The organism is Amycolatopsis stemonae (genome assembly GCF_054781455.1).
Window position 1 is genome coordinate 166147 of sequence record NZ_BAAGUJ010000006.1, and the last position, 22013, is coordinate 188159.

At 71.6% G+C, this 22013-nt stretch carries 24 protein-coding genes; 9 read left to right on the forward strand and 15 right to left on the reverse strand.

Going from position 1 to position 22013, the window contains the following annotated elements; all coding sequences use genetic code 11:
• Positions 1-19: 19 nt before the first annotated feature.
• The 3 genes from ACYVLJ_RS23480 to ACYVLJ_RS23490 are packed head-to-tail and all read right to left on the reverse strand — an operon-like array spanning position 20 to position 2399.
• Positions 20-448 carry an ATP-binding protein gene (locus ACYVLJ_RS23480; RefSeq protein WP_451984831.1) on the reverse strand — a complete coding sequence of 143 codons (429 nt, stop codon included), beginning with the start codon at positions 446-448 and terminating at the stop codon, positions 20-22.
• Positions 445-2019, reverse strand: a complete 1575-nt coding sequence (locus tag ACYVLJ_RS23485) for a PP2C family protein-serine/threonine phosphatase (protein WP_460440302.1) — start codon at positions 2017-2019, stop codon at positions 445-447. The genes ACYVLJ_RS23480 and ACYVLJ_RS23485 overlap by 4 nt, the downstream gene beginning before the upstream one ends.
• Positions 2016-2399: an STAS domain-containing protein gene (locus ACYVLJ_RS23490; RefSeq protein WP_451984827.1), complete on the reverse strand. Its 384-nt coding sequence runs from the start codon at positions 2397-2399 to the stop codon at positions 2016-2018. Before ACYVLJ_RS23490 ends, ACYVLJ_RS23485 begins: the two co-directional genes overlap by 4 nt.
• Positions 2400-2569: 170 nt before the next feature.
• On the opposite strand from ACYVLJ_RS23490, the gene ACYVLJ_RS23495 reads away from it, so the two are divergent.
• On the forward strand, positions 2570-2953 hold the full coding sequence (locus ACYVLJ_RS23495) for an STAS domain-containing protein (protein ID WP_460440303.1): 384 nt from the start codon (positions 2570-2572) through the stop codon (positions 2951-2953).
• Between the two features lie 19 nt (positions 2954-2972).
• Here the strand turns inward: ACYVLJ_RS23495 and ACYVLJ_RS23500 are convergent, their stop codons facing one another.
• Positions 2973-4196, reverse strand: a complete 1224-nt coding sequence (locus ACYVLJ_RS23500) for a PP2C family protein-serine/threonine phosphatase (protein WP_460440304.1) — start codon at positions 4194-4196, stop codon at positions 2973-2975.
• Between the two features lie 81 nt (positions 4197-4277).
• Between ACYVLJ_RS23500 and ACYVLJ_RS23505 the strand changes: the two genes are divergently transcribed.
• A complete protein-coding gene (locus ACYVLJ_RS23505; protein ID WP_460440305.1) occupies positions 4278-4961 on the forward strand; it encodes a histidine phosphatase family protein in 684 nt (227 codons plus the stop codon).
• Between the two features lie 111 nt (positions 4962-5072).
• Here ACYVLJ_RS23505 and ACYVLJ_RS23510 read toward each other — a convergent pair whose 3' ends face one another.
• From ACYVLJ_RS23510 to ACYVLJ_RS23525, 4 genes are read right to left on the reverse strand one after another with little or no spacing between them, the layout of a single operon-like run.
• The gene (locus ACYVLJ_RS23510) at positions 5073-5792 is read right to left on the reverse strand and encodes an SDR family oxidoreductase (protein WP_460440306.1); all 720 of its coding nucleotides are present in this window, start codon (positions 5790-5792) and stop codon (positions 5073-5075) included.
• A 10-nt stretch (positions 5793-5802) separates the two neighbouring features.
• The gene (locus ACYVLJ_RS23515) at positions 5803-6639 is read right to left on the reverse strand and encodes an oxidoreductase (protein WP_460440307.1); all 837 of its coding nucleotides are present in this window, start codon (positions 6637-6639) and stop codon (positions 5803-5805) included.
• A gap of 38 nt (positions 6640-6677) precedes the next feature.
• On the reverse strand, positions 6678-7490 hold the full coding sequence (locus ACYVLJ_RS23520; RefSeq protein WP_451984815.1) for a helix-turn-helix transcriptional regulator: 813 nt from the start codon (positions 7488-7490) through the stop codon (positions 6678-6680).
• Positions 7491-7544: 54 nt separating this feature from the next.
• Positions 7545-9107, reverse strand: coding sequence for an alkaline phosphatase D family protein (locus ACYVLJ_RS23525; RefSeq protein ID WP_460440308.1), 1563 nt, complete (start codon positions 9105-9107; stop codon positions 7545-7547).
• A 138-nt stretch (positions 9108-9245) separates the two neighbouring features.
• On the opposite strand from ACYVLJ_RS23525, the gene ACYVLJ_RS23530 reads away from it, so the two are divergent.
• Positions 9246-11429 (forward strand): extracellular catalytic domain type 1 short-chain-length polyhydroxyalkanoate depolymerase, encoded by a 2184-nt coding sequence (locus tag ACYVLJ_RS23530; protein ID WP_460440309.1) that lies wholly within the window; start codon positions 9246-9248, stop codon positions 11427-11429.
• On the opposite strand, the gene ACYVLJ_RS23535 is transcribed toward ACYVLJ_RS23530, so the two are convergent.
• Positions 11426-11920 carry a methylated-DNA--[protein]-cysteine S-methyltransferase gene (locus ACYVLJ_RS23535; RefSeq protein ID WP_460440310.1) on the reverse strand — a complete coding sequence of 165 codons (495 nt, stop codon included), beginning with the start codon at positions 11918-11920 and terminating at the stop codon, positions 11426-11428. The genes ACYVLJ_RS23530 and ACYVLJ_RS23535 overlap by 4 nt on opposite strands.
• A gap of 16 nt (positions 11921-11936) precedes the next feature.
• Complete coding sequence (locus ACYVLJ_RS23540) at positions 11937-12833, reverse strand: glycoside hydrolase family 16 protein (RefSeq protein WP_460440311.1); 897 nt, start codon at positions 12831-12833, stop codon at positions 11937-11939.
• A gap of 330 nt (positions 12834-13163) precedes the next feature.
• On the opposite strand from ACYVLJ_RS23540, the gene ACYVLJ_RS23545 reads away from it, so the two are divergent.
• Complete coding sequence (locus ACYVLJ_RS23545; RefSeq protein WP_460440312.1) at positions 13164-14339, forward strand: glycoside hydrolase family 64 protein; 1176 nt, start codon at positions 13164-13166, stop codon at positions 14337-14339.
• A 42-nt stretch (positions 14340-14381) separates the two neighbouring features.
• Complete coding sequence (locus ACYVLJ_RS23550; RefSeq protein WP_451984803.1) at positions 14382-14594, forward strand: hypothetical protein; 213 nt, start codon at positions 14382-14384, stop codon at positions 14592-14594.
• A 514-nt stretch (positions 14595-15108) separates the two neighbouring features.
• On the opposite strand, the gene ACYVLJ_RS23555 is transcribed toward ACYVLJ_RS23550, so the two are convergent.
• Positions 15109-15630, reverse strand: a complete 522-nt coding sequence (locus ACYVLJ_RS23555; RefSeq protein ID WP_460440313.1) for an ATP-binding protein — start codon at positions 15628-15630, stop codon at positions 15109-15111.
• Between the two features lie 254 nt (positions 15631-15884).
• On the opposite strand from ACYVLJ_RS23555, the gene rho reads away from it, so the two are divergent.
• Entirely contained in the window at positions 15885-16946 is a 1062-nt protein-coding gene (gene rho / locus ACYVLJ_RS23560; protein ID WP_460440314.1) for a transcription termination factor Rho, read from the forward strand.
• 6 nt (positions 16947-16952) lie between these two features.
• Here rho and ACYVLJ_RS23565 read toward each other — a convergent pair whose 3' ends face one another.
• From ACYVLJ_RS23565 to ACYVLJ_RS23580, 4 genes are all read right to left on the reverse strand, one after another.
• On the reverse strand, positions 16953-17231 hold the full coding sequence (locus tag ACYVLJ_RS23565) for a hypothetical protein (RefSeq protein WP_451984797.1): 279 nt from the start codon (positions 17229-17231) through the stop codon (positions 16953-16955).
• 95 nt (positions 17232-17326) lie between these two features.
• Entirely contained in the window at positions 17327-17527 is a 201-nt protein-coding gene (locus ACYVLJ_RS23570) for a DUF3072 domain-containing protein (RefSeq protein WP_451984795.1), read from the reverse strand.
• A 74-nt stretch (positions 17528-17601) separates the two neighbouring features.
• On the reverse strand, positions 17602-18024 hold the full coding sequence (locus tag ACYVLJ_RS23575) for a hypothetical protein (RefSeq protein WP_460440315.1): 423 nt from the start codon (positions 18022-18024) through the stop codon (positions 17602-17604).
• A gap of 64 nt (positions 18025-18088) precedes the next feature.
• Entirely contained in the window at positions 18089-19141 is a 1053-nt protein-coding gene (locus tag ACYVLJ_RS23580) for a C40 family peptidase (RefSeq protein WP_451984791.1), read from the reverse strand.
• 355 nt (positions 19142-19496) lie between these two features.
• Between ACYVLJ_RS23580 and ACYVLJ_RS23585 the strand changes: the two genes are divergently transcribed.
• Genes ACYVLJ_RS23585 through ACYVLJ_RS23595 form a run of 3 tightly spaced genes read left to right on the forward strand, consistent with a single transcriptional unit; the run spans position 19497 to position 21987 of the window.
• Positions 19497-19700, forward strand: a complete 204-nt coding sequence (locus ACYVLJ_RS23585) for a heavy-metal-associated domain-containing protein (protein ID WP_451984789.1) — start codon at positions 19497-19499, stop codon at positions 19698-19700.
• Positions 19697-19846 (forward strand): hypothetical protein, encoded by a 150-nt coding sequence (locus ACYVLJ_RS23590; protein ID WP_460440316.1) that lies wholly within the window; start codon positions 19697-19699, stop codon positions 19844-19846. Before ACYVLJ_RS23585 ends, ACYVLJ_RS23590 begins: the two co-directional genes overlap by 4 nt.
• On the forward strand, positions 19843-21987 hold the full coding sequence (locus tag ACYVLJ_RS23595) for a heavy metal translocating P-type ATPase (protein ID WP_460440317.1): 2145 nt from the start codon (positions 19843-19845) through the stop codon (positions 21985-21987). The genes ACYVLJ_RS23590 and ACYVLJ_RS23595 overlap by 4 nt, the downstream gene beginning before the upstream one ends.
• Positions 21988-22013 lie beyond the last annotated feature (26 nt).

The window sequence follows — 22013 nt, forward strand, 5'->3', positions numbered from 1 at the left end:
GGCCGCCCGGCCCACCCGGTCAGGAAACCGTGTCGTCCAGCCAGGTCATCGTCACCGTGGTGCCGTCCTCGCGGTGCACCTGCGCGCTGTGGTCGGCGAGGCTGTCGATGAGGAGCAACCCGCGGCCCCGCAAGCCGTTCGTGTCGGCCGGGGTGCGCCAGGCACCGTAGTCGGTGACCGTCACGGTCAGGCGGCCGTGCTGTGCTTCGGCCCGGACGTCGACCGCGCCCGCCGCACCTTCGGCGTAGGCGTGTTCCGCGGAGTTGGCCATCGCTTCGTAGCCGGCGAGGACGACGTCCTCCTGGCGTTCTTCGGTCAGGCCGAGCGTGCCCAGCCACTTCGCCAGCGCTTCGCGCAGTTCCGGCAGCCGGTCGGCGATCGCGACCGTGCGGCGGTGGAACGCCGCCGGGGGCGCGGGCGGCGCGCCCGGGGGGAGGGGGTCCGTCATGGTGCGTCCTCTCCGCGGTTGCGCACGTGGATCAGCGCGATGTCGTCGTCGTGGCGGCCGCGGGTCAGCTCGTCCACCAGCTTGTCCCACGCCGTGCCGAGGTCGGGCGCGGTCAGCACCGCGGGGATGCCCGCCAGCAGCCATTCCACACCCAGGGTGAGGTCGCGCGTACGGCTTTCGACCAGCCCGTCCGTGTAGAGCACCAGGTCCGCCCCGGCCGGGAAGCCGGTGGTGCGCTGGGGGAACTCGGCCCCGACGCCCAGTGGCTGTGCCAGCGCCTCGCCGATCTGCTCCGGCCCGGCGTCCGGGCGGACGAGGATCGCCGGCAGGTGGCCGGCGTTCGCGAAGGTCAGCGTGCCCTCACCGGGCCGGTGCACGGCGTAGAAGCAGGTGACGAAGCTCTCGCCGAACAGCCCGCCCGTCAGCGCGGAGACGGTGCGCAGCACTTCCGAAGGGGACAGCTCGAGCAGCGCGTAGCAGCGGATGGCCGTGCGGACCTGGGCCATCACGGTCGCGGCCGTGACGCCGTGGCCGACGACGTCGCCGATGACGAACGCGGTCGCGCCCGAGGGCAGCGCGATGACGTCGAACCAGTCGCCGCCCACCTTGCCGCCGGTCGCCGCGGGCAGGTACCGCGTGACGACGTCGAGGCCCGGCGGGGCCGGCGCGACCGGCAGCATGCTGCGCGACAGCTCCGAAGCGAGGTTGCGTTCGCGCTCGTAGAGGCGGGCGTTGTCCAGCGCGATGGCCGAATAGCCGGCGATGCCTTCGGCGAGGTACTCGTGCCGCGCGGTGAACCGCCCGGGCCGCGAGTGGCCGAAGAAGAACCCGCCGAGCACGTCTTCGGACGTCGGGCTGATCACCGAGACGGCCAGGTAGCTGCGCACGGGCAGGTGCCCCTCCGGCATCCCGTGGTACGGCGCGTTGTGCCCGAACCGCGGGTCCTGCGTGATGTCCGCGCTGCGGACGGTGCCGGTGCCGTCGAAGGTCGGCGCGAACACGTCGGTGTTGCGCGGCATCGGGAACCGGGTGAACGCCTCGCGCGGCACGCCCGAAATCGTGTAGAGCGTGTAGGACTCGCCGAGCTCGTCGATCAGGTTGTAGAAGAACGCGCCGAACTCCGCGCCGGTCGCCTCGGTGGCCGCGTCCGTCGCGCCCTGCACGATCCGGTCGATGTCGAGCTGGGCGGTCAGCTCGCGGCCGACCGAGTGCAGTGCGTCGAGCACCGCGGCTTCGGCACGGAGGCGGCGCACGACGCCGCTCGAGTGCGCGGTCGCCGCCTCGATCCCGGTGGCGACCGCGTGCGGGGTCCCGCCGACGTCCTCGGTGGTGTAGACCAGCACGTCCTGACCGTCGCCGGTGAGGGCCACCGCGCCGGTGACCGCCCGGTCCGGCAGCAGCTCCGCCAGGACCGCGCGGTCGGTCACGGCGGCCGCGACGTGGTCGCCCAGCACCGCGCGGGCTTCGGCCGGCTCGAGCGGCCGGACGTCCGTGGCCGCCGGGGTGCCCGTGGCGCCGACGAACGCCCGGCGCACGGCGTCGAGCAGCTCGTCGAACCCCGGGGCGGTCATCCGGTGGCCAGCGCCTCGGTCAGCGACGGGTAGATGGCGAGCTCGTCGGTCAGCCGGGTCAGTTCCAAGGGGCGCAAGGTGATCCGGCCGGTGGCGACCACCCGCAGCGGCGCGGACACCGTCCGCCCGCGGTGCGCGCGCACGAGTTCGGCCATCCCCGCCGAAGCCAGGAACGTGACGCCGGTCAGGTCGATGACGACCATCGTGGGGTCCTGGCGCGCCGCGCGTTCGGCCAGCTGCCGGAGCTTGGGCGCCAGCGCGAGGTCGAGCGCGCCGCCGACCCGGAGCACGGCCGCGCCTTCGCGGGTCTCCAAGGCCACCGTGCCCGCTGAGCTGGCGGCGTCGCCGAGGGAGTTCCCGGTCGCGTCCGTTTCGGCCATGATGACCATCCTGCCTGTTCGCGCACGCCGCGCAAAGCCGAAACGGATCCTGAACCGGCGGGGGGTGAGCGGGCCGGGCATGATGGGTCCCGGTTGAGCAGACAGCCTTCGTGATCACGCACGCCCTCCGGACGTTCCCCGGTGGCGTTGCCGAAGGCGAGGAGAACACCATGACGGAACACATCCACGGTGAAGGCCCGGCCACCGCTGTGCCATTCGGAGAGTTCCGGATCGCCCGAACGGAGCAGGACAGCGCGGTCGTCGTCGAGGTCGCCGGAGACGTGGACACGACCACCGCGCCGAAGCTCGTCGAGGCCGCGCAAGCGGAACTGGCGGGCGCCCCGGCGTTGCTGGTGGTCGATCTGACCAGGGTCGAGTTCCTCGCCTCGCCCGGTCTGACGGCGTTGCTGACGATCCACCGCGAAGCCGGTCCCGGCACCGCGGTGCGGATCGTCGCGTCCGGCCGGGCGACGCTGCGCCCGATCCAGCTGACCGGGCTCGAGGACAGTCTTTCGCTGTTCCCGACCAGAGAGGCGGCGCTGGCCGGGGCCTGACCGGTGCCGTCCCGGCCCGTCAGTCCTCGGCCGGGACGGCTTTCCGCTCGATGGCCAGCAGCGCGACGTCGTCCTGGGCCGGCCGGTTGCCGATCATCGCGGCCATCACCTGCGCGCAGACCCGTTCCGGCTCGCCGGCGCGCAGCGTGTCCGCGAGCAGCCGCATCCCGGCGTCCACCGGCCGGTCACGGCGTTCGACGAGGCCGTCGGTGTAGAACGCGAGCACGCTGCCCGGCGGCAGGGGCACCACGGTCGTGCGCCGCTGCGGTTCCCCGATGGTCAACCCGATCGGGGGATCCGGCGGCGCGTCCACCAGCCGGCCGGCACCGCCGGGCAGGGCCTGCACCGGCGGCAGGTGCCCGGCCAGGGACAGCGCGACGCTGTCGCGGCCCGGCTCGACGATCCCGTAGGCGACCGTGGCCATCGCGCCGTGCTCGAAGTGGTTGGCCTTGCGGTCGAGCTTGGCGAGCACTTCGGCCGGGCTTTCGCAGTCCAGCGCGTAGGCGCGCAAGGCGCTGCGGAGCCGGCCCATGATCACGGCGGCCTCCAGACCGTGGCCGGAGACGTCGCCCATCACGACGCCCAGCCGGTCGTCCGGCAGGACGAACAGGTCGTACCAGTCGCCGCCGATGCCGGTTTCCGCGCCGGGCACGTACCGGGCGCCGAAACCGAGGCCGGGCACGTCCGGCAGGCTGCTCGGCAGCAGGCTGCGCTGCAGCGCCATGGTGGCGGTGCGGTTCTCTTCGAGCGCCTCGACCTGGATCGCCATCGCCAGCCGGTCGGCGAGCAGCTGCAAGGTGACGACCTCGGTTTCGGTGAACTGCCGGGCCGCGACCGATCCGACGTGCAGCACCCCGACGAGCTCGCCGCCCGTGATCATCGGCACACCGAGCATGGAGTGCAGGCCGCGTTCCCACAGCAGGGAGTTCACGACGGTGGTTTCGTCGACGTGGTCGAGCGCAACGGGTTCCCGCTCGAGCGCGACCCGGCCGGCGAAGCCGCTGCCCACCGGCACCCGGACGCCCTGGTGGACCTCTTCTTCGATGCCGGACGCCGCGAACGCCACGAGCTGACGGCCGCTGGCCTGGTACCGCAGCACCGTCGCGGTGTCGACGTCCATGACCTCGCGCAGCCGCTGCAGGGTCCCGGCGAGCAGCTCGGGCAGCCCGAGGTGCCCGGCGGGCGCGCCGATGATCGCCTCCAGCTGCTGCAGCCGGTTCTGGGCGTCGAGACTTCGCGACATGGACAGACCCTAGCCGGAACTCCTTTGCGGGCCTAACCATCCCGGGTTTCGACGGCGGGTCCTCGGGGGTACCAGCCGGGCGTGAAGGTCGACTTGGCGTGGGTGGCCGTGCTGCGGCACGGCGAGAGCACCGGGAACGTCGCCCGCGAGGAAGCGGAGGCGGCGGGCGCGGATGTGATCGACATCGCCGAGCGCGACGCCGACGTCCCGCTGACCGACCTCGGCCGCGAACAGGCCGAAGCGGCACGGGAGCTGGTGGCCGGGTTCGCGCCGGACGTCGTCGTCACCTCGACCTACCGCCGGGCCTGGGACACCGCGCGCCTGGCCGCGCCGGCCGGCGTACCGGTCGTCCCGGACGAGCGGCTGCGTGACCGCGAACTCGGCGTGCTGGACCTCCTGACGTCGCACGGCGTGCGCGAGCGGTGGCCCGACGAGCTGCGCCGCAAGCGGCGGCTGGGGAAGTTCTACTACCGCCCGCCGGGCGGGGAGTCCTGGGCGGACGTCGTGCTGCGGCTGCGGTCCCTGCTGGCCGAGCTGAGCTCGGAACGGCCCGGCGCGCGCGTCCTGCTGGCCGCGCACGAGATGACGACCTTCGCCCTGCGCTACCTCCTCGAAGGCCTGCCGGAGCCGGACCTGCTGCGCGCGGCGGCCGCCACCGACGTCCCGAACGCCTCCCTGACCACCTGGGAACGCGACCCCGACGGCGGCTTCACGATGGTCCTGGCCCAGCAGACCCCGCTGTGTCGACCCTTCAATCACGCGTGATGCCCCTCCAATCACGCGTGATGCCTCCCTGATCACACGTGATGCCCGTCCGATCACGGCCGATGCCGTGCGGGAAGGGTCGACACGCGTGATTGACGGGTCGACACGGTGTCAGCGCTGGGCGGTCGGCCGGACCACCAGCTCGTTGACGTCCACTCCGTCGGGCTGGCCGATCGCGTAGGAGATCGCCGCGGCGATGGTGTCCGGGGCGAGGGTCACCGCGCGGTAGGTGCGCATCGCCTCCCGCGCCCCGGGTTCGGTGATCGTGTCGGCCAGTTCGGACTCGACGACGCCCGGTGAAACCGTCGTGACGCGGAGGCCGGGCTCGGCCTCCAGCCGCAGCCCTTCCGTGATCGCCCGGGCCGCGTACTTCGTGCCGCAGTAGACCGCGGCGGTCGGCACGACCTCGTGCGCGCCGGTCGAGGCGATCGTCACGAAGTGCCCGGACCCCTGCCGCCGGAAGTGCGGCAGGGCGGCCGCGATCCCGTGCAGCAGGCCGCGGACGTTGACGTCGATCATCCGGTCCCACTCGTCGACGTGCAGGGAGTCCAACCGCGACAACGGCATCACGCCGGCGTTGGCGACGAACACGTCGAGCCGTCCGTGCGCCCGCACCGCGGCGTCGGCGAACTCGGCGACGTCCGCGCGGTCGGTGACGTCGAGGCGGTGGACGTCGGCCGTGCCGCCCGCGTCGTGGATTTCCTTGGCCAGCTCGGTCAGCCGGTCTTCGCGCCGGGCGCCGAGCACGACGTGGTGGCCTTCGCGGGCCAGTCGCAACGCGGTGGCGTGCCCGATGCCGCTGCTGGCCCCGGTGATGAGGACGGTCTTCACGGATTTCCTTTCACGAACCGGGGAAGTCGGCGCCGAGGGTGACCTCGCGCCAGGTGTCGAAGCCGGCCCGCAGGGTGTCGAGGCGGGCGGTGGCGATGTCGTAGGCGGCCTTGCCGAGGAGCAGCCGCAGCGGCGGTTCGGGGGAGTCGACGGCGGTGAGGATCGCCTCGGCCGCGCGCACCGGGTCGCCGGGCTGGTTCCCGTACGTCGCCGTCGTGGCCGCGCGACGTGCGCCGGCCGTCGCCGCGTAGTCGTCGATGTGCGTCGCCGACTGCTTCATCGACGGCCCGGACCAGTTGGTGCGAAAGGCGGCGGGCTCGACGATCGTCACCTTGATCCCCAGCGGCGCCACTTCCGCGGCGAGCGACTCGGAAAGCCCCTCCACGGCGAACTTCGTCGCGTGGTAGTACCCGGTGGCGCCGAAGGCCGCGAGCCCGCCGAGCGACGACACGTTCACGACGTGCCCGCGCCGCCGCGCTCGCATCCCCGGCAGCACCGCCCTGGTGACGTCGGCGAGGCCGAAGACGTTGGTGTCGAACAACTTCCGGACCTCGTCGTCCTCGCCTTCCTCGACGGCGGCGAGGTAGCCGTAGCCGGCGTTGTTGACCAGGACGTCGATCCCGCCGAACGCGGTTTCGGCCCGCTTCACCGCGGCGGCGACCTGGGTGTGGCCGGTGACGTCGAGCGGCAGCGCCAAAACGCGGTCGCCGTGCGCCGCGACGAGGTCGCCGAGCTGCGCCGGATCACGAGCCGTGACGACGGCGCGCAGTCCCCGTTCGAGCACGGCCGTGGCCAGTGCTCGGCCGAGACCGGTGGAACAGCCGGTGACGAACCAGTTTTCGGGCATGACGAAGTACTCCGTCCATTGTGGAATGAAAAGAAGGTTCAGCTCGCGGCGAGACTGCCGAGCAACGCCAGCGCGGCTTCCGAAGGGCTGCCCGGCGCAGCCTGGTAGACGACCAGCTGCTGGCCGGGCGCGCTGTTCACGGTCAGCGCCTCGTAACTCAGCTCCAGCTCACCGACCTGCGCGTGGTGGAACCGCTTGGTTTCGTGCGTTTTCTGCCGGATGTCGTGGCGGGCCCACAGCCGGCGGAAGTCCGCGCTCTTGACCGACAGCTCGCCGACGGTCTCGATGAGCTGCGGATCGTCCGGGTCGATCCCGGCCGCCGCCCGCAGGCCGCCGACCGTGTTGACCGCGACGCGCTCCCACTCCGGGTAGAACGTGCGCGCGTCCGGGTCGAGGAACACCAGCCGGACGAGGTCGCCGCTGTACGCGTGCCCGCCGAACAACGCCTCGCCGAGCGCGTTGCTCGCGAGCACGTCGAGGCAGCGGCCGAGCACGAGCGCGGGCGTGTCCGGCCAGCCGTCCATCAGGCGCAGGAGGTTCGGGCTGACCTGCTCCCGCCGCCGCGCGCGCCGCCGGGTGGGCCGGGCCAGCCGGTGCAGGTGGGCGGTGGCGTCTTCGTCGAGGGCCAGTCCTTGGGCCAGCGCGTCGACGACCTGCGCCGACGGGTTCCGCTCCCGGCCCTGTTCGAGCCGGACGTAGTAGTCGGTGCTGACCCCGGCGAGCACCGCGACCTCTTCGCGGCGCAGGCCCGCGACCCGGCGCGACCCGCCCGCGGGCAGGCCCAGCGCTGCCGGGCCCACCTGTTCGCGGCGGGCCCGGAGGAACTCCCCGAGTGCGTTCTCCTTGGCCATGATCCGAGGCTAACCCGGAACGAGCCGACCAGGGTGGCCGCGCCGCACCCACCCTCAGGTGAGCCGGACGGTCTCCCCGTCCCGCTCCGGCTGCAGCAGCGTCGCGGTGGCCTCGCGCCCGTCGACGTCCAGCGTCATCACGGCGTTCCCGAAGTGCGGGCCGGAGACGCAACCCCAGGTCAGCGGCGCGGGCGGGACGCCGACGCGGCGGGCCAGCCCGGTGCTCAGCCGGGTCAGCCCGCGCGCCCAGCCCGCGCGGAACAGGCGGTTCATGTACCAGGGCACGGTGTTGTGGATCGGCGAGCAGGTCAGCTGGTGCACGGGCGCGCCCGGGAGGTCGGCTCGCGCGACGTAGGCGTGGTGGACGTCGCCCGAGAGCACGCTCACCGACGCGACATCGGTGTCGGCGACCCGGCCGATCAGCCGGGCCAGCCGGTCGAACGACTCGCGGAAGGCGGGCCAGTGCTCCAGGTCGGCGAGCTGCCGGAACCACTCCGACGCGCGGCCGACGAGCCCCGGCCGGGCGCACAGGCGCTCGTTGACCGACTGCGCGGCCGAGAGCGCGGTCGGCAGCAGCCACGGCAGCGACGTGCCGATGAGCAGGTGGTCGAAGTCGCCGTCGGTCTGCTCCTCGATCCAGCGGAACTCCTCCTCGCCGATCATCGAGCGCTGCCCGCCGTCGAGGATCCGGCCGGCGCGCGAGTCGATGACCAGCAGCCGGACCGGCCCGAAGTCACGCCGGTAGGACCACCGGGTGCCCTTGGCGCCGTCGGCCTCCCGGTCGGCGCGGTCGGCGAACTCGCGCAGCAGTGCGGCGTTGTCGGTCCCGGACTTCGTCACCTGCCGGTAGACGTCGTCCTCGGCCAGCTCGCGCGGCCCGAGGTTCCCCAGGTGCTGGTAGACCCAGTACGACACGAGCGCACCGCGGATCCGCTCCGGCCACCACGACGTGCGGGCCATCTCCGCGCGCCAGGCCTGCGAGGTGTTCCAGTCGTCGCGGACGTCGTGGTCGTCGAAGATCATCGACGTCGGCACCGTCGAGAGCAGCCAGCGCACCGCCGGCTCGCACCACGCCTCGAAGTACAGGTGGCAGTACTCCTCGAAGTCGGCGATCTCGGTGCCCGGCGGCTTGCTCGTGTCACGCCGGGAGGCGAGCCATTCCTGCGTCGCGTCGGTGGTTTCGTCCGCGTAGACCTGGTCGCCGAGCAGGAGCAGCGACTCCGGCCATTCGGCCTCGTCGAGCCCGGCCATCCGGTGGGCGTAGGCGGCGAGCGCGTCCGGGCCGAGCGCGTCCTGCTCCCGCGGCTTGCGGCAGGACCCGAAGACCAGCCGGAACCGCGGGTCGCCGGGTCTCAGCGTGCGGATCCGGCTCGGCGGCAGGGTGCTGTCCGGTTCGGGCCAGACGCGTTCGCCGTCCAGCCGGACCTCGTACGGCGTGCTGCGCCCGGGTTCCAGCCCGGTCAGCACGACCAGCGCGTAGTGGTGGCCGGCGACCTCGAACGTCCTTTCGGAGGCGTCGGCGACCCGGACTTCGCACGGCCCGGAGGTTTCGACCCAGATCGTCGCCGACGTCGCGTCGACGTGCCGGAGCAGGGGACCCAAGAGCAGCTCGGTCATCCCCGGATCCTTTCAGCAGTACGGCCGGTCGGCAGGTCGAAAGGTCCCGAAACATTCCGATAATCGTTGACCGGTTCCGGGCGGTGAACGAACGATCGTGACAGCTGCGCGCCCTGCCCCCGGAAAGGATTTCCTCGAGTGCGAAGAATCATCACGACTCTCCTCGCCGCCGTGGTGCCGATCGTCGCGGCCGTCGTCCTCGTCGTCGCCCAACCCGCGTCCGCGGCCAGTTTGACGCGCGTGACCGGCTTCGGCGACAACCCGAGCAACCTCGCCATGTACGCCTACGTCCCGGACCACGTCGCGGCCCGCCCGGCGCTGCTGGTCGCGCTGCACTACTGCACCGGCTCGGCGTCGGCGGTGTTCAACGGCGCCGCCCGCGACTACGTCACGGCGGCCGACCAGTACGGGTACGTCATCGTGTTCCCCGAAGCCACCCGCAGCGGGCAGTGCTTCGACGTCTCCTCGCCGCAGGCCCTCACCCGGGGCGGCGGCAGCGACCCGGTCGGCATCCTGTCGATGGTCGGCTACGCCAAGGAGCACTACAACGTCGATCCGTCCCGGGTGTTCGTCACCGGGTTCTCCTCCGGCGCGATGATGACGAACGTGCTCGCGGCGGAGTATCCCGACGTGTTCGCCGCGGGGTCGGCGTTCATGGGCGTGCCCGCGGGCTGCTTCGCCACCACGGACGGCTCCAGCTGGAACAGCCAGTGCTCGGGCGGCCAGCTGACGAAGACCGCCCAGCAGTGGGGCGACCAGGCCCGCCGGATGAGCGGCGGGCGCAGCGGCCCGTACCCGCGGATGCAGCTCTGGCACGGCACCGCCGACGACACCCTGCGCTACCCGAACTTCGGGGAAGAGATCAAGCAGTGGACGAACCTCGACGGGGTGAGCCAGACGCCGTCGTCGAGTGACGCGCCGCAGTCCGGCTGGACGCGCACCCGCTACGGCGGCACCGGCACGCAGGCACCGGTCGAGGGGATCAGCGTCCAGGGCGCCGGGCACGTGCTGCCGCAGAACGGGATGGTGGCCTACGCGATCGCGTTCCTCGGCCTGGACAGCGGTTCGACCACCCCCGCGGCGGGCACCACGCTGGGCGGCGCGGCGAGCGGCACCGGCCGCTACTTCGGCACCGCGGTCTCGGCGAGCAAGCTCTCCGACAGCGTCTACACCGGCATCCTCAGCCGGGAGTTCTCCATGATCACGCCGGAGAACGAGATGAAGATCGACGCGACCGAGCCCGCGCAGGGCCAGTTCAGCTACACCAACGCCGACCGGATCGTCGCCCAGGCGGCGAGCCAGGGTGCCCGGATGCGCGGGCACACGCTGGCCTGGCACGGGCAGCAGCCGGGGTGGATGCAGGGCATGGAGGGCGCCGCGCTGCGGTCGGCGATCCTGAACCACATCACGCAGGTCGCAACCCACTACCGCGGCAAGATCTACGCCTGGGACGTCGTCAACGAGGCCTTCGCCGACGGCAGCTCCGGCGCGCGGCGCGACTCGAACCTGCAGCGCACCGGCAACGACTGGATCGAGGCGGCGTTCCGCGCCGCGCGGGCGGCCGACTCCGGCGCGAAGCTCTGCTACAACGACTACAACACCGACGACTGGACCCAGGCCAAGACCCAGGCCGTCTACCGGATGGTGCAGGACTTCAAGTCCCGCGGCGTGCCGATCGACTGCGTCGGCTTCCAGTCGCACTTCAACAGCGCCAGCCCGGTGCCGTCGAACTACCAGACCACGCTGGCGAACTTCGCGAGCCTCGGCGTGGACGTCCAGATCACCGAGCTGGACATCGAAGGCTCGGGTACCACGCAGGCGAACAACTTCCGGACGGTCACGAACGCCTGTCTCGCGGTGGCGCGCTGCACCGGCATCACGGTGTGGGGCATCCGGGACACGGACTCCTGGCGGGCGTCGGGCACGCCGCTGCTCTTCGACGGCAACGGCCAGAAGAAGGCGGCCTACACCGCCGTGCTGGACGCGCTCAACGGTGGCACGACCCCGCCGCCGACCAGCACCACGCCGACCACGCCCACCACCCCGCCACCGGGCGGCTGCACCGCGGTCTACGCGACCACGGCGGAGTGGAACGTCGGCTTCAACGGCCAGGTGTCGGTGTCCGGGTCGGACAACTGGGTGCTCACGATCACCTTCCATGCCCCGCAGAAGGTTATCGGCAGCTGGAACTACACGGGCACCTGGGACAGCACCGGCTACGTGCTGACCGCGCGGCCCAACGGCAGCGGCAACGTCATCGGGTTCACCGTGCAGCATGGCGGGAACCTGACGGCGCCGACCGTGACCTGCGCGGTGGGTTAGAACAGCCGCCCGACCTCGTCCGCGGGCGGTTCTTCCAGGCTGAGGAGGAACCGCTTGCGGGCGAGGCCGCCGGCGTACCCGGTCAGGCCGCCGCTGGTGCCGACCACGCGGTGGCACGGCACGATGACGCTGATCGGGTTCCAGCCGTTGGCGTTCCCGACGGCCTGCGCGGCGCCGGGGTCGCCCAGCTCGGCGGCCAGCTGGCCGTACGTGCGGGTTTCGCCGTACGGGATCTTCGTCAGCAGCGCCCAGACCTGCTTCTCGAACGCGGAACCACGCGGCGCGAGCTCGAGGTCGAACTCGCGCCGCGTGCCGTCGAAGTATTCGCCGAGCTGGGCTTGCGCCGCCGGGAAGGCGTCGTCGTCGCGCGGGCCGAGGTCGGTGAGGCGAGGCGTGCGCAGGTGGCCGTCGAAGTACAGCCCGGCCAGCGCCTCGCCGTCGCCGGCCAGGGTCAGCGGTCCGATCGGTGACGCGATGACGGCGTGCTTCATGGCGTCAGCTTACGGGTCAGCCCTGGCTGGTCTTGACCGAGAGGGAGTCGACGCTCATCTCGGCGCCCGGCGTGATGTCCGCGGACGGGCTCGTGCAGCCGCAGACCTTGTTCGGGTACGAGCCGCCGATGGCGACGTCGAAGATGACGAAGAACCCGTGGTCGACCGCGGCCTTCCAGGTGCCGGCCGAGACTTGGTTCTGCTTCACCGCGTACGTCTGGTTGCCGTCGAGGTAAAAGCGGAGCTCTTCGGCGGCGGCGTCGCGGCGGTCCACGACCACGGAGTAGGTGTGGTAGCCCTCCTGGCAGCCGGGGCAGTCCTGGAGGTCGCTGGTGATGCCGTCCGGGTCGTGGCACTCGCCCTGCCACTGTCCACAGTGGAAGGTCGTGGAGTGCTTGCTCAGCGCGTTGACGTCTTCCATGATGTCGAGCTCGCCGATGCTCGGCCAGTTCGTCGCGCCGACCGGGCGCGCGTCGGCGCCCATCGCCCAGAACGCGGGCCAGTAGCCGAGCCCGCTGGCGGGGGAGGGCTGCTTCAGCGTCGCGCTGATCTCCAGCTGACCGCCTTCGGGCGCGGCGAAGTCGGTGCGCTGGGTTTCGATCCGGCCGGACGTCCAGTTGCCCGACGCATCGCGCAACGGCTTGATCGCGAGGTGGCCTTGGCCGTCGTGGTAGACGTTGTCCGTCGAGTCGGTCGACGTCTCGAGCTCGCCGGTGCCCCAGTTCGCCGCGCCGCCCGGATAGCCGGTTCCCTTGTCGTAGAGCCAGTCCTGGGTGTTCAGCCCGGTGCCGGCGGCGCCGTCGAAGTCGTCCTGGAAGACGGTGGTCCACTCGTCCGCGGCGTGGGCCGGGGCGGCCGTGACGACGAAGGGCAACGTGGCCAGCACGGCGGCCAGCCGGATGTGGGTGCGCATGGGTCCCGCTTTCTGTGGGATGAGCGGTGTTCTGGCCGTCCACCGACCTGCGCGGTCCTCCACTGTCGGCGGCGATCTCCGGTGGCGTCAAGGGATCTGCCCGATCGTCCGGGCCACTCGGGACGGACGGGCAGGATCACCGGGGATTGTTTCGAAATCCGTCCGGCGGGGAAACGCGCGGGCCGTTTGCGACGATGGTCTGGACCTCCTTGGGAGGGGTTGTCAGTCCCGGGAGTGGTGTGGTGCTATTTGTTTACGTCCACAACGAACTGCGCACCGCCCTCGGATGTCCTTTTCGGACTCCGCCGTCTCCTCAACGTGGAGGACGCCATGATCTCCCGCCGCTCGTTCCTCAGCTTCTCCGCGGCCACGCTCGCCACGGCCACGGTGCTGCCCCTCGCCGCGCGGTCGGCCTTCGCCGCCACGCCCGACACCTTCGGCCTCAAGCTGGTGAACAAGTCCGGCTCCGGCACCGTGTACGCCTACGTGACCGGTACGACCCCCGACGGCAAGCTGGTGCTGCTGCGCGCAGACGGCACGCCGTACTACCCGGACTCGCCGAGCGCGCCGACGACACCGCTGCCCGAGGACTGCGCCATCCCGATCGCCTCGGGCGCCCAGGTTTCGGTGCCCAAGATGGGCGGCGCGCGCATCTACGTCGTCACGGACGCGAAGCTGGACTTCTTCCTCGACCCGGGCCCGAACCTGGTCCACCCGAGCTTCCTCAACTCCGGCGACCCGAACTACGGCAAGAACTGGTCGTTCAGCGAGTTCACGTTCAACGACACGCAGCTGTTCGCCAACATCAGCTACGTCGACTTCGTCGGCATCCCGATGGGGCTCGAGCTGACGACCAAGGGCTCGGGGACCTCGACGGTGAACGGGCTGCCGGCGGGGGCGCTCGACCAGATCGCGTCGGAGCTGTCCGGTTTGGGCGGCGAGTGGCCGGGCCTGGTCCAGACCGGGGGCGGCAGCACCCTGCGCGTGCTGTCGCCGCACCACCACGCCGACCAGTTCGGCGGCTACCTCGACGGCTACATCGACCAGGTGTGGCAGAAGTACGCGGGCACGGACCTGGTCGTCGACTCGCAGAACCCGGGACTGGGCAAGTTCACCGGCCGCGTCTCGGGCGGCAACCTGGTGTTCGGGGCGGAGTCGTTCCCGAAGCCGGCCACGAAGGACGTGTGGAGCTGCGACAGCGGCCCGTTCGCCTTGGCGGAAGGAGCGAGCGACGCGCGCAAGAGCATCGTCCCGCGCCTGGCGGCGGCGCTGAACCGCACGACGTTGCTGGACAACCCGAACCAGCCGACGGACGAGGACCCCGCGCGCTTCTACCAGGGCGACACGACCAACCACTACGCGCGGATCGTCCACTCGAAACTCCCGGACAACCGGGGCTACGCGTTCCCGTACGACGACGTGAGCCCGGGCCCGGACTTCAGCGGTGCGGTCTTCGCGGGGGACCCGGACGTGCTGACGATCACAGTGAACGCCACGCACGGCTGAGGCAGTGCGAAAACTGTCGGTGGTGGCGGCTAGCCTCACTGCATGAACACGGACGACGCGACGGTCCCGGCGGACCAGCTGACCAAGGGCCAGTGGTTCTGGCACGAGCCGGCGCCGGGGCTGCCCGCGTGGCAACTGCAGGTGACCTCGGCGGAGTTGCTGGAGGACTCCGTCGAAATCTTCACCACGGACGAGGAGAGGGAGCTGGTTTCGTACCCCCGCACCCGGCTCGTGCGGCTCGCAGGCGCGGCCTGAGGTGCTTGTGAGGTAGGGCACGGCGCTTGGGGGCGGCTGCCCTGGGGGGTGTCCCTATGGGTTGTCAAGCCGCCGCGGGGGCCGGTTGGCCGACCGGTGCCCTGGGGCGGCTAGCCGGGCGGTTGCCCTGGGGCTGGTTGGGCCGGTGCCTGGGGCGGCTGGCCGGCCGGTTTGCCCTGGGGAGGGCGGCCGGGCGGTTGCCCTGGGGGAGGGCAGCCGGGTTGGTGTGCGCCGCGTGGCGAGCGGCTGGGACGGCCGCCGGTGCGGTGAGCGGGGTCCCAGGTTTGTTGCGCTGTGCGAAACCAGCCATCGGCTCGGCCCGCGGGCGAGGATTTCTTCCATCGTGCTGCGTAGTCATCGCCTGCGGAGGCTCCCAAGCCGGAGCCTCCGCAGGCGAGGGGTCTGCCGGAAATCCTTGCGCCGAGCGCAGCGCGGCTACCAGGAAGCGGGCTTGAGCCGGCGCACGATCACCGGCAGGCGGCTGCCCGGCTCTTCCTCGTCACGCCGAAACTCCTTACGCAGTGCCCGTGTCTCGCAGGGCCGCCGGGCGCCAGGTCATGCGGACCGTTGTTCCTTGGCTGCCCGAGTCGATTTCCGCCTGGTCCGTCACCTTGTCGATCAGCAGCAGACCGCGGCCGCCGGTGGTGCGCAAGCCTGGCTGGCGGGGGCGGGTTGGCGGGATTCCGCAGCCCGTGTCGGTGACCGTCACCGTCACCGTGTCGCCCTTGCGTGTGGCCGCCAAGCGGGCCCAGCCGTGGCCGTCCGGGTAGGCGTGGGACGCTACGTTCGCCAACGCCTCGTACGTGGCCAGCGTGATGTCGTGCGTGCTTTCCGGGTCGAGCGGGAGCTCGCCCAGCCACTGGGTCAGCTTGCGACGCAGGCCCGCCATCTCGTTCGGCAGGGCCGGTGCCAGTTCTTCGAACGTCGAAGTGACCACGGCGCCGGCGCTGGTGCGTGCCGGGGACGTGGTCCCGGTTTGGTCGGCGTCGACGCTCTCGCCCGTGTCGACGCCCGGGTCCGGAGTATGTCGGTACACGATCCGCTCCCATCCGTCAGCCGCTGTTCCCCCGTTGTCCGGGCTTCCCCTGTGAGCTACCCACCGCGGTGGAGTCTTACCCGTTGTGCTTTCGGTGACGTCGCGCTAACGTAAAAGTGCTCCTCGCGGATGTCGGCCCCTCGGCCGCCCGGAGGTAGCTCCCGGATCCAGGCCGATCGGCCTCTTTCCTTCGTTGGATCAACCCACCCGGCCGCGCCGTCCGCGCGGGCCGGTCACCTCATCAGGAGACACCCATGCCTTTTCACGGAATCCTTGACCTGTCAGGGAAAACCCCGTTCGTCCGCACCGGCTACCGCCCGGCGCCGGACGACGTCGCACTACCGCTTTCCGTCGTCCGCAAGCACAAGCTGCGCGCCGGCGACGAAATCACCGGCACCGCCGACGAAATCATCAGCGTCAACGGCGCCGACGCCGCCGAGCCGCGGCCGTTGTTCACCGACCTGGTCCCGCTGCACCCGGACCGGCGGCTGCTGCTCGAAACCACGCCGGAGCGCCTGCTGTCGCGCGTCATCGACCTCGTCACCCCGCTCGGCAAGGGCCAGCGCGCCCTCGTCGTTTCCCCGCCGAAAGCCGGCAAGACGACCGTGCTGCGCGAGATCGGCCACGGCATCTCGGTCAACCACCCCGAATGCCGGCTGATGGTGCTGCTGGCCGACGAACGCCCGGAGGAGGTCACGGAGCTGCAGCGCACCATCCGCGGCGAAGTGATCGCGTCCACTTTCGACCGTCCGCCCGCCGAGCACGTCGCCGTGGCCGAACTCGCCGTCGAACGCGCGAAACGCCTGGTGGAGCGCGGTGAAGACGTCGTGCTCCTGCTCGACTCCCTCACCCGCCTCGGCCGCGCGTACAACCTTTCGCTCCGCGCTTCGGGCCGCACGCTGTCCGGCGGTGTCGACGCGGCCGCGGTGCAGCCGATGAAACGCATCCTCGGCGCGGCCCGCAACATCGAGGGCGGCGGCTCGCTCACCATCGTCGCGACGGCGCTGGTGGAGACCGGATCGCTGGCCGACACGCTCTTCTTCGAAGAGCTGAAGAGCACCGGCAACGCCGAACTCAAGCTCGACCGCAAGACGGCCGAACGCCGCGTGTTCCCGGCCGTCGACCTGCCCGCGTCGAGCACCCGGCGTGAAGAACTCCTGGTCACGCCGGGCGAACTGGCCGCGATGCGCGACGTCCGCCGCGCGCTGCAGGGGCCGCACGCGATCGAGCAGCTGATCGACCAGCTCCGCAAGACCGGCTCGAACGCCGAGTTCCTCCTCCGTGTTTCGGGAGCCCCGCTGCCCGCCGCTGCCTGAGCAACGTCACCGAGGCGGCTGGTACGGGGTCGTACGCGGGTACGTCGTCCGTTCAGGCCCGCGATTCAGCGTCGCGACGAGAAAGCCGAGCCCGACGACGGTGACGACGAGCGGCCCGGCCCCGGGCGTGGCGGCCCACCACCCGATCCCGGCGGCAGCCACCACCCAGGCCGCGACGAGAGTGCGTTTCGCCGTCAGGGGATAGGGCTTGGGCAGTTCCGCCAGCGCCGACGCGCCGAGCACCACCAGCCCGGCGAGCGCCACGACAAGCACGGTCAAGTACATGGGGGATGTCCTCCTTCGGGGAGTCGGGCATCTCAGAGGTGATTACCCCCATGCGGGACGGCCATGCCGTGGCGCCGGGCACACCGCGCAGAAGCTCAGCTGCCGCGCCCGGTCGCGCGTTGCAGCTCGTCGATCCGCGCCGACGCCTCCGCTTTCGTCAGGTTGTCCGGCACCTCTTCGCCGGCCTCCTGGGCCAGCGTCTGCAGGTACGACTTCTGCGGACCGGTCATCGGCTCGTCGCCGGTCGTCCAGTCGCTCGGATCCTTCTCGGGGTTCGGTTCCACCTGCTCGTCCATCGTTCCTCCCAACGTGAGTCGAACACCTGTTCGCTTCGAAGTGAAGGGTAACCCCGGGGTCCGACAAAAACCGGTCAAGCGGGCGGGGTGCTGGGGTGGCCCATCTCGTGATCGGGCCGGCCCGGGGTGACGCGCGCTTCCTTCTGCCGCTGTTCCTGCAGGTGGCGGCGGCCGCCGACGAGGGCTTCGCACAGCGAGCGCGTGAACTCGCGGGTCGTGCCGTAGTAACCGTCGTCGTACTCCTCGACCACCTGGAACGTCCACCGCTCGGGCAGGACGTTGAGCCCGATCAGCTCCTCGGCGATCCGGTCGGCCCAGTCGTCGTGGCCCGCGTCCCGCAGCATCTTCATGGCGTCTTCGAACAGCAGGTCCGCGGTTCCGGTCAGCTGGTGGAAGGCGTAGAGGTGGCCGCGCGCACGTTCGATGGTCTCGAAGGCTTCGGTGGCCTTGCCGACGGCGTCCGCGGTCGGCTGGTCGACGTCCAGGTTTTCGGGCATGGACGCAGAATGCCCCGTTCCGGAGGCGCTACACCTGCCGGACGGGGCACTCTGGCCGGAGCGGTCAGGCCGTCGGCCGCGTAGCTCCCGCGTACTCGCTCAGCAGCGGCGAGATCTTGACGACGTCGCCGCTGGTCGGGGCGTGGACCATCTTGCCGTCGCCGATGTACATCCCGATGTGGGACACGGGGGAGTAGTAGGCGACCAGGTCGCCCGGCTGCAGCTGGCTGCGCGACACCGGGGTGCCGAAGCCGGCTTGCGCCGACGACGTCCGGGGCAGCGAGATCCCCGCCTGCTTGTAAGCCCACTGCATCAGGCCGGAGCAGTCGAAGGTGCTCGGCCCGGTGGCGCCCCAGACGTAGGCGCTGCCGAGCTTGCTCAGTGCCGCGTCGACGGCCTTCTGCGCCGCCGCGCTGGGCGCCTTGACGTTCGGGGCCGCGCCGCCCGTGTCCTGCTGGGCGGCCTTGTCGGCGCTGCTGAGGTTCTTGCTCTGCGCCTCGATCTGGTCGATCTGGGCCTGCAGGTTCTTCTTCTTGCCCTCGATGTCCGAGGCCAGCTTCGCCGCCGCGTCACGGGCGTCCTGCGCCTGCTTCGCCGCGTCGGTGGCGGCCTTCTGGGCGGCGGTGGCCTTGTCGGCCGCGCCGCTGAGGTTGTCCATCGCGCCGTTCTTCTCGGTCGCGATGACCTCGAGGGCGGCCGAACGGTCGAGGAAGTCCTGCGTGGACGTGCCCGCGAGCAGCGCCGACAGCTTGTTCAGCTGGACGCCGCTGGTGAACGACGCGCCGGCGAACTTGTCGACCTGCGTCTGGTACTTCTGCTTCGCCTCGGTGGCCTGGGCGCCGGCGTCCTTCGCGGCGGTGGCGTCGGCGTTGGCCTTGTCGAGCTGGCCCTGCTTGGCCTTGAGGTCGTCCTGGGCCTTGAGCAGGTCTTCGTTGAGCTTCTCGGCCTGCGCCGCGAGGTCGCGGTACTTGGCGAGGGCGTCCGACCCGGAGGGCGGGGCCTGGAGGGCGGGGATGGGGGCGGCGGTGGCCGGGGGCTGGGCCATGGTGACGACAGTGATCACCGAGGCCGCGGCGAGGGCACCTGACACCACGCGCTTGACGGGATGCGAACGCATTCTCGCGCGGGTCTCCTTTGCTGTTCGGCCGCCGTCGGGTCCGGAGCCGGCGAGTCGGGGGCCTCGCCGTACCCGGCGCGTGGTCGACCGCAACAGGAAGAGCACGCGGTGGGGTCCGGTACCCGGCAGGGGGGTATCGGCGGCGATCTCGCGTCGCCGTCTCATCGACGACCGGGGGCCGCGAGATCTCGAACAGGTTACGAAAGGAGTACGGAGACGTCCAGTCCGGGCCGCCGGAAACTCTCCGTGACGTCAAGAAACACGGCTGGACCAGTGTGAACCAGGCCAGGTGTGGTCGGGATTACACCTCGTGACCAGGCTTGATTACCCTACCCCCCTAGGGTATCCATGAGGCATGACAGACACCACCTACACCGTCACGGGCATGACGTGCGACCACTGCGCCCGCTCGGTCGAAGAGGAACTCCGCGAGCTCGGCGCCGTCACCGGCGTCGCGGTCGACCTGGCCACCGGCGCGGTGACCGTTAGCAGCACGCGCGAACTCGACCTCGCCGACGTGCGCGGAGCGGTCGAAGAGGCGGGGTACCGGCTGACATGAACACCGCAGCGAAGCTCTCCGCCCGCGGTGCGGCTCTCGCCCTGGTCGCCGCGGGTCACTACACCCTCACCCCGGCGCCGGTCATCTTCAAGATCACCGGCGCCGACGGGGTCACCGCCGCCACCGGGAAAGGGGACCGGCCATGACACTGCAGCTCGACGCGAAGAACGTCGAACTCGCCATCACCGGCATGACCTGCGCGTCCTGCGCCGCGCGGATCGAGCGCAAGCTCAACAAGCTGGACGGCGTCACGGCGACCGTCAACTACGCCACGGAGAAGGCAAAAGTCGTCTACGGCGGCGAAGTCGGCACCCAGGACCTGGTCGCGGAGGTCGAAGCGGCGGGCTACGGCGTGACGCTGCCCGAAGCGGAACCCGAGCAGCCGGCCGAGGATCCGACGAAGGCGGTGCGGCAGCGCCTGCTGGTCTCCGCACTGCTGAGCCTGCCGGTGATCGTCCTGGCGATGGTCCCCGCCTGGCAGTTCACGTACTGGCAGTGGATCTCGCTCACGCTGGCCGCGCCGGTGGTGGTGTGGGGCGCGTGGCCGTTCCACCGGGCCGCGTTCGCCAACCTCCGCCACGGCACCGCCACCATGGACACGCTCGTCTCGCTCGGCACGCTCGCGGCGTTCGGCTGGTCGGTGTACGCGCTGCTGTTCGGCACGGCCGGCACCCCGGGGCTGACCCACCCCTTCGAGCTCACCGTCGAGCGGATGGCCGGCGACGGCTCGAGCTACCTCGAAGTCGCCGCCGGCGTCACGACGTTCATCCTGGCCGGCCGCTACTTCGAAGCCCGTTCGAAGCGCCGCGCCGGTGCCGCGCTGCGGGCCCTGCTGGACCTCGGCGCCAAGGACGTCGCGGTCCTGCGTGACGGCCGCGAGCAGCGGATCCCGGTCGGCGACCTGGTCGTCGGGGACGTCTTCGTGGTGCGGCCGGGGGAGAAGGTCGCCACCGACGGCGTGGTCGCCGACGGCGGGTCCGCGATCGACGCGAGCCTGCTCACCGGCGAGAGCGTGCCGGTCGAGGTCGGGCCGGGCGACGCCGTCGCCGGGGCGACGGTCAACGTCGGCGGGCGGCTCGTCGTCCGCGCCACCCGCGTCGGCTCGGACACGCAGCTCGCGCAGACGGCCCGGCTGGTCGAAGAGGCCCAGACGGGCAAGGCCCGCGTGCAGCGGCTCGCTGACCGCGTCTCGGCGGTCTTCGTGCCGATCGTCATCGCGCTGGCCGTGGCGACACTCGCCTTCTGGCTCGGCGCGGGCGCGACGCCGTCGGCCGCCTTCACCGCCGCGGTCGCCGTGCTGATCATCGCCTGCCCGTGCGCGCTGGGCCTCGCCACGCCGACCGCGCTGCTGGTGGGCACCGGGCGCGGCGCGCAGCTCGGCATCCTCATCAAGGGGCCGGAGGTGCTGGAGTCGACCCGCCGCGTCGACACGGTGGTGCTGGACAAGACCGGCACCGTGACCACCGGGAAGATGACGCTGGTCGACGGGGACGGCGAGGTGCTGCGCCTGGCCGGCGCGGTCGAAGCCGCGTCCGAGCACCCCGTGGCGCGGGCGATCGCGGAGGCGGCGCGCGAGCGCTTCGGCGAGCTGCCGTCCGTAGCGGACTTCCGCAGCACACCGGGCGTGGGTGTCTCTGGGGTCGTCGAGGGACGCGAAGTCGTCGTGGGGCGGGCGGACGCGTCCGAAGCCGCGGTGACCACGGTGGCGGTGGCCTGGAACGGCGAGGTCCGCGGCACGCTGGCCGTCGCCGACACCGTCAAGCCGACGTCCGCCGAGGCGGTCCGGCGGCTGCGCGGGCTCGGCCTGACGCCGATCCTGCTGACCGGGGACCACACGGCCGTCGCCCGCGCGGTCGCCGCCGAGGTCGGCATCGAGCACGTGGTCGCCGAGGTGCTGCCGCGGGACAAGGCCGACGTCGTGCGGCGGCTGCAGGAGGACGGCAAGGTCGTCGCGATGGTCGGCGACGGCGTCAACGACGCGGCCGCGCTCGCCCGGGCCGACCTGGGCCTGGCCATGGGCACCGGCACCGACGTCGCGATCGAGGCCGCCGACCTGACGCTCGTGCGCGGCGACCTGCTCGCCGCGGCCGACGCGATCCGGCTGTCGCGCCGCACGCTGCGCACGATCAAGGGGAACCTGTTCTGGGCGTTCGCGTACAACGTGGCCGCGCTGCCGCTGGCCGCCGCGGGCCTGCTGAACCCGATGCTCGCCGGCGCGGCGATGGCGGTCAGCTCGGTCTTCGTCGTCACCAACAGCCTGCGGCTGCGTGCGTTCCGGGCGGGGTGACGCTTTTGTACGGTCCTTGTATCCGG

Excerpts from the sequence above, each read along its gene's own strand:
- ACYVLJ_RS23490 (WP_451984827.1), bottom strand. The coding sequence starts at position 2,399 with ATGGCCGAAACGGACGCGACCGGGAACTCCCTCGGCGACGCCGCCAGC.
- ACYVLJ_RS23580 (WP_451984791.1), bottom strand. The coding sequence starts at position 19,141 with ATGCGTTCGCATCCCGTCAAGCGCGTGGTGTCAGGTGCCCTCGCCGCG.
- ACYVLJ_RS23585 (WP_451984789.1), top strand. The coding sequence starts at position 19,497 with ATGACAGACACCACCTACACCGTCACGGGCATGACGTGCGACCACTGC.
- ACYVLJ_RS23515 (WP_460440307.1), bottom strand. The coding sequence starts at position 6,639 with ATGCCCGAAAACTGGTTCGTCACCGGCTGTTCCACCGGTCTCGGCCGA.
- ACYVLJ_RS23525 (WP_460440308.1), bottom strand. The coding sequence starts at position 9,107 with ATGACCGAGCTGCTCTTGGGTCCCCTGCTCCGGCACGTCGACGCGACG.
- ACYVLJ_RS23485 (WP_460440302.1), bottom strand. The coding sequence starts at position 2,019 with ATGACCGCCCCGGGGTTCGACGAGCTGCTCGACGCCGTGCGCCGGGCG.
- ACYVLJ_RS23520 (WP_451984815.1), bottom strand. The coding sequence starts at position 7,490 with ATGGCCAAGGAGAACGCACTCGGGGAGTTCCTCCGGGCCCGCCGCGAA.
- rho (WP_460440314.1), top strand. The coding sequence starts at position 15,885 with ATGCCTTTTCACGGAATCCTTGACCTGTCAGGGAAAACCCCGTTCGTC.
- ACYVLJ_RS23595 (WP_460440317.1), top strand. The coding sequence starts at position 19,843 with ATGACACTGCAGCTCGACGCGAAGAACGTCGAACTCGCCATCACCGGC.
- ACYVLJ_RS23550 (WP_451984803.1), top strand. The coding sequence starts at position 14,382 with ATGAACACGGACGACGCGACGGTCCCGGCGGACCAGCTGACCAAGGGC.
- ACYVLJ_RS23565 (WP_451984797.1), bottom strand. The coding sequence starts at position 17,231 with ATGTACTTGACCGTGCTTGTCGTGGCGCTCGCCGGGCTGGTGGTGCTC.
- ACYVLJ_RS23500 (WP_460440304.1), bottom strand. The coding sequence starts at position 4,196 with ATGTCGCGAAGTCTCGACGCCCAGAACCGGCTGCAGCAGCTGGAGGCG.
- ACYVLJ_RS23575 (WP_460440315.1), bottom strand. The coding sequence starts at position 18,024 with ATGCCCGAAAACCTGGACGTCGACCAGCCGACCGCGGACGCCGTCGGC.
- ACYVLJ_RS23590 (WP_460440316.1), top strand. The coding sequence starts at position 19,697 with ATGAACACCGCAGCGAAGCTCTCCGCCCGCGGTGCGGCTCTCGCCCTG.
- ACYVLJ_RS23535 (WP_460440310.1), bottom strand. The coding sequence starts at position 11,920 with ATGAAGCACGCCGTCATCGCGTCACCGATCGGACCGCTGACCCTGGCC.
- ACYVLJ_RS23480 (WP_451984831.1), bottom strand. The coding sequence starts at position 448 with ATGACGGACCCCCTCCCCCCGGGCGCGCCGCCCGCGCCCCCGGCGGCG.
- ACYVLJ_RS23570 (WP_451984795.1), bottom strand. The coding sequence starts at position 17,527 with ATGGACGAGCAGGTGGAACCGAACCCCGAGAAGGATCCGAGCGACTGG.
- ACYVLJ_RS23495 (WP_460440303.1), top strand. The coding sequence starts at position 2,570 with ATGACGGAACACATCCACGGTGAAGGCCCGGCCACCGCTGTGCCATTC.
- ACYVLJ_RS23545 (WP_460440312.1), top strand. The coding sequence starts at position 13,164 with ATGATCTCCCGCCGCTCGTTCCTCAGCTTCTCCGCGGCCACGCTCGCC.
- ACYVLJ_RS23540 (WP_460440311.1), bottom strand. The coding sequence starts at position 12,833 with ATGCGCACCCACATCCGGCTGGCCGCCGTGCTGGCCACGTTGCCCTTC.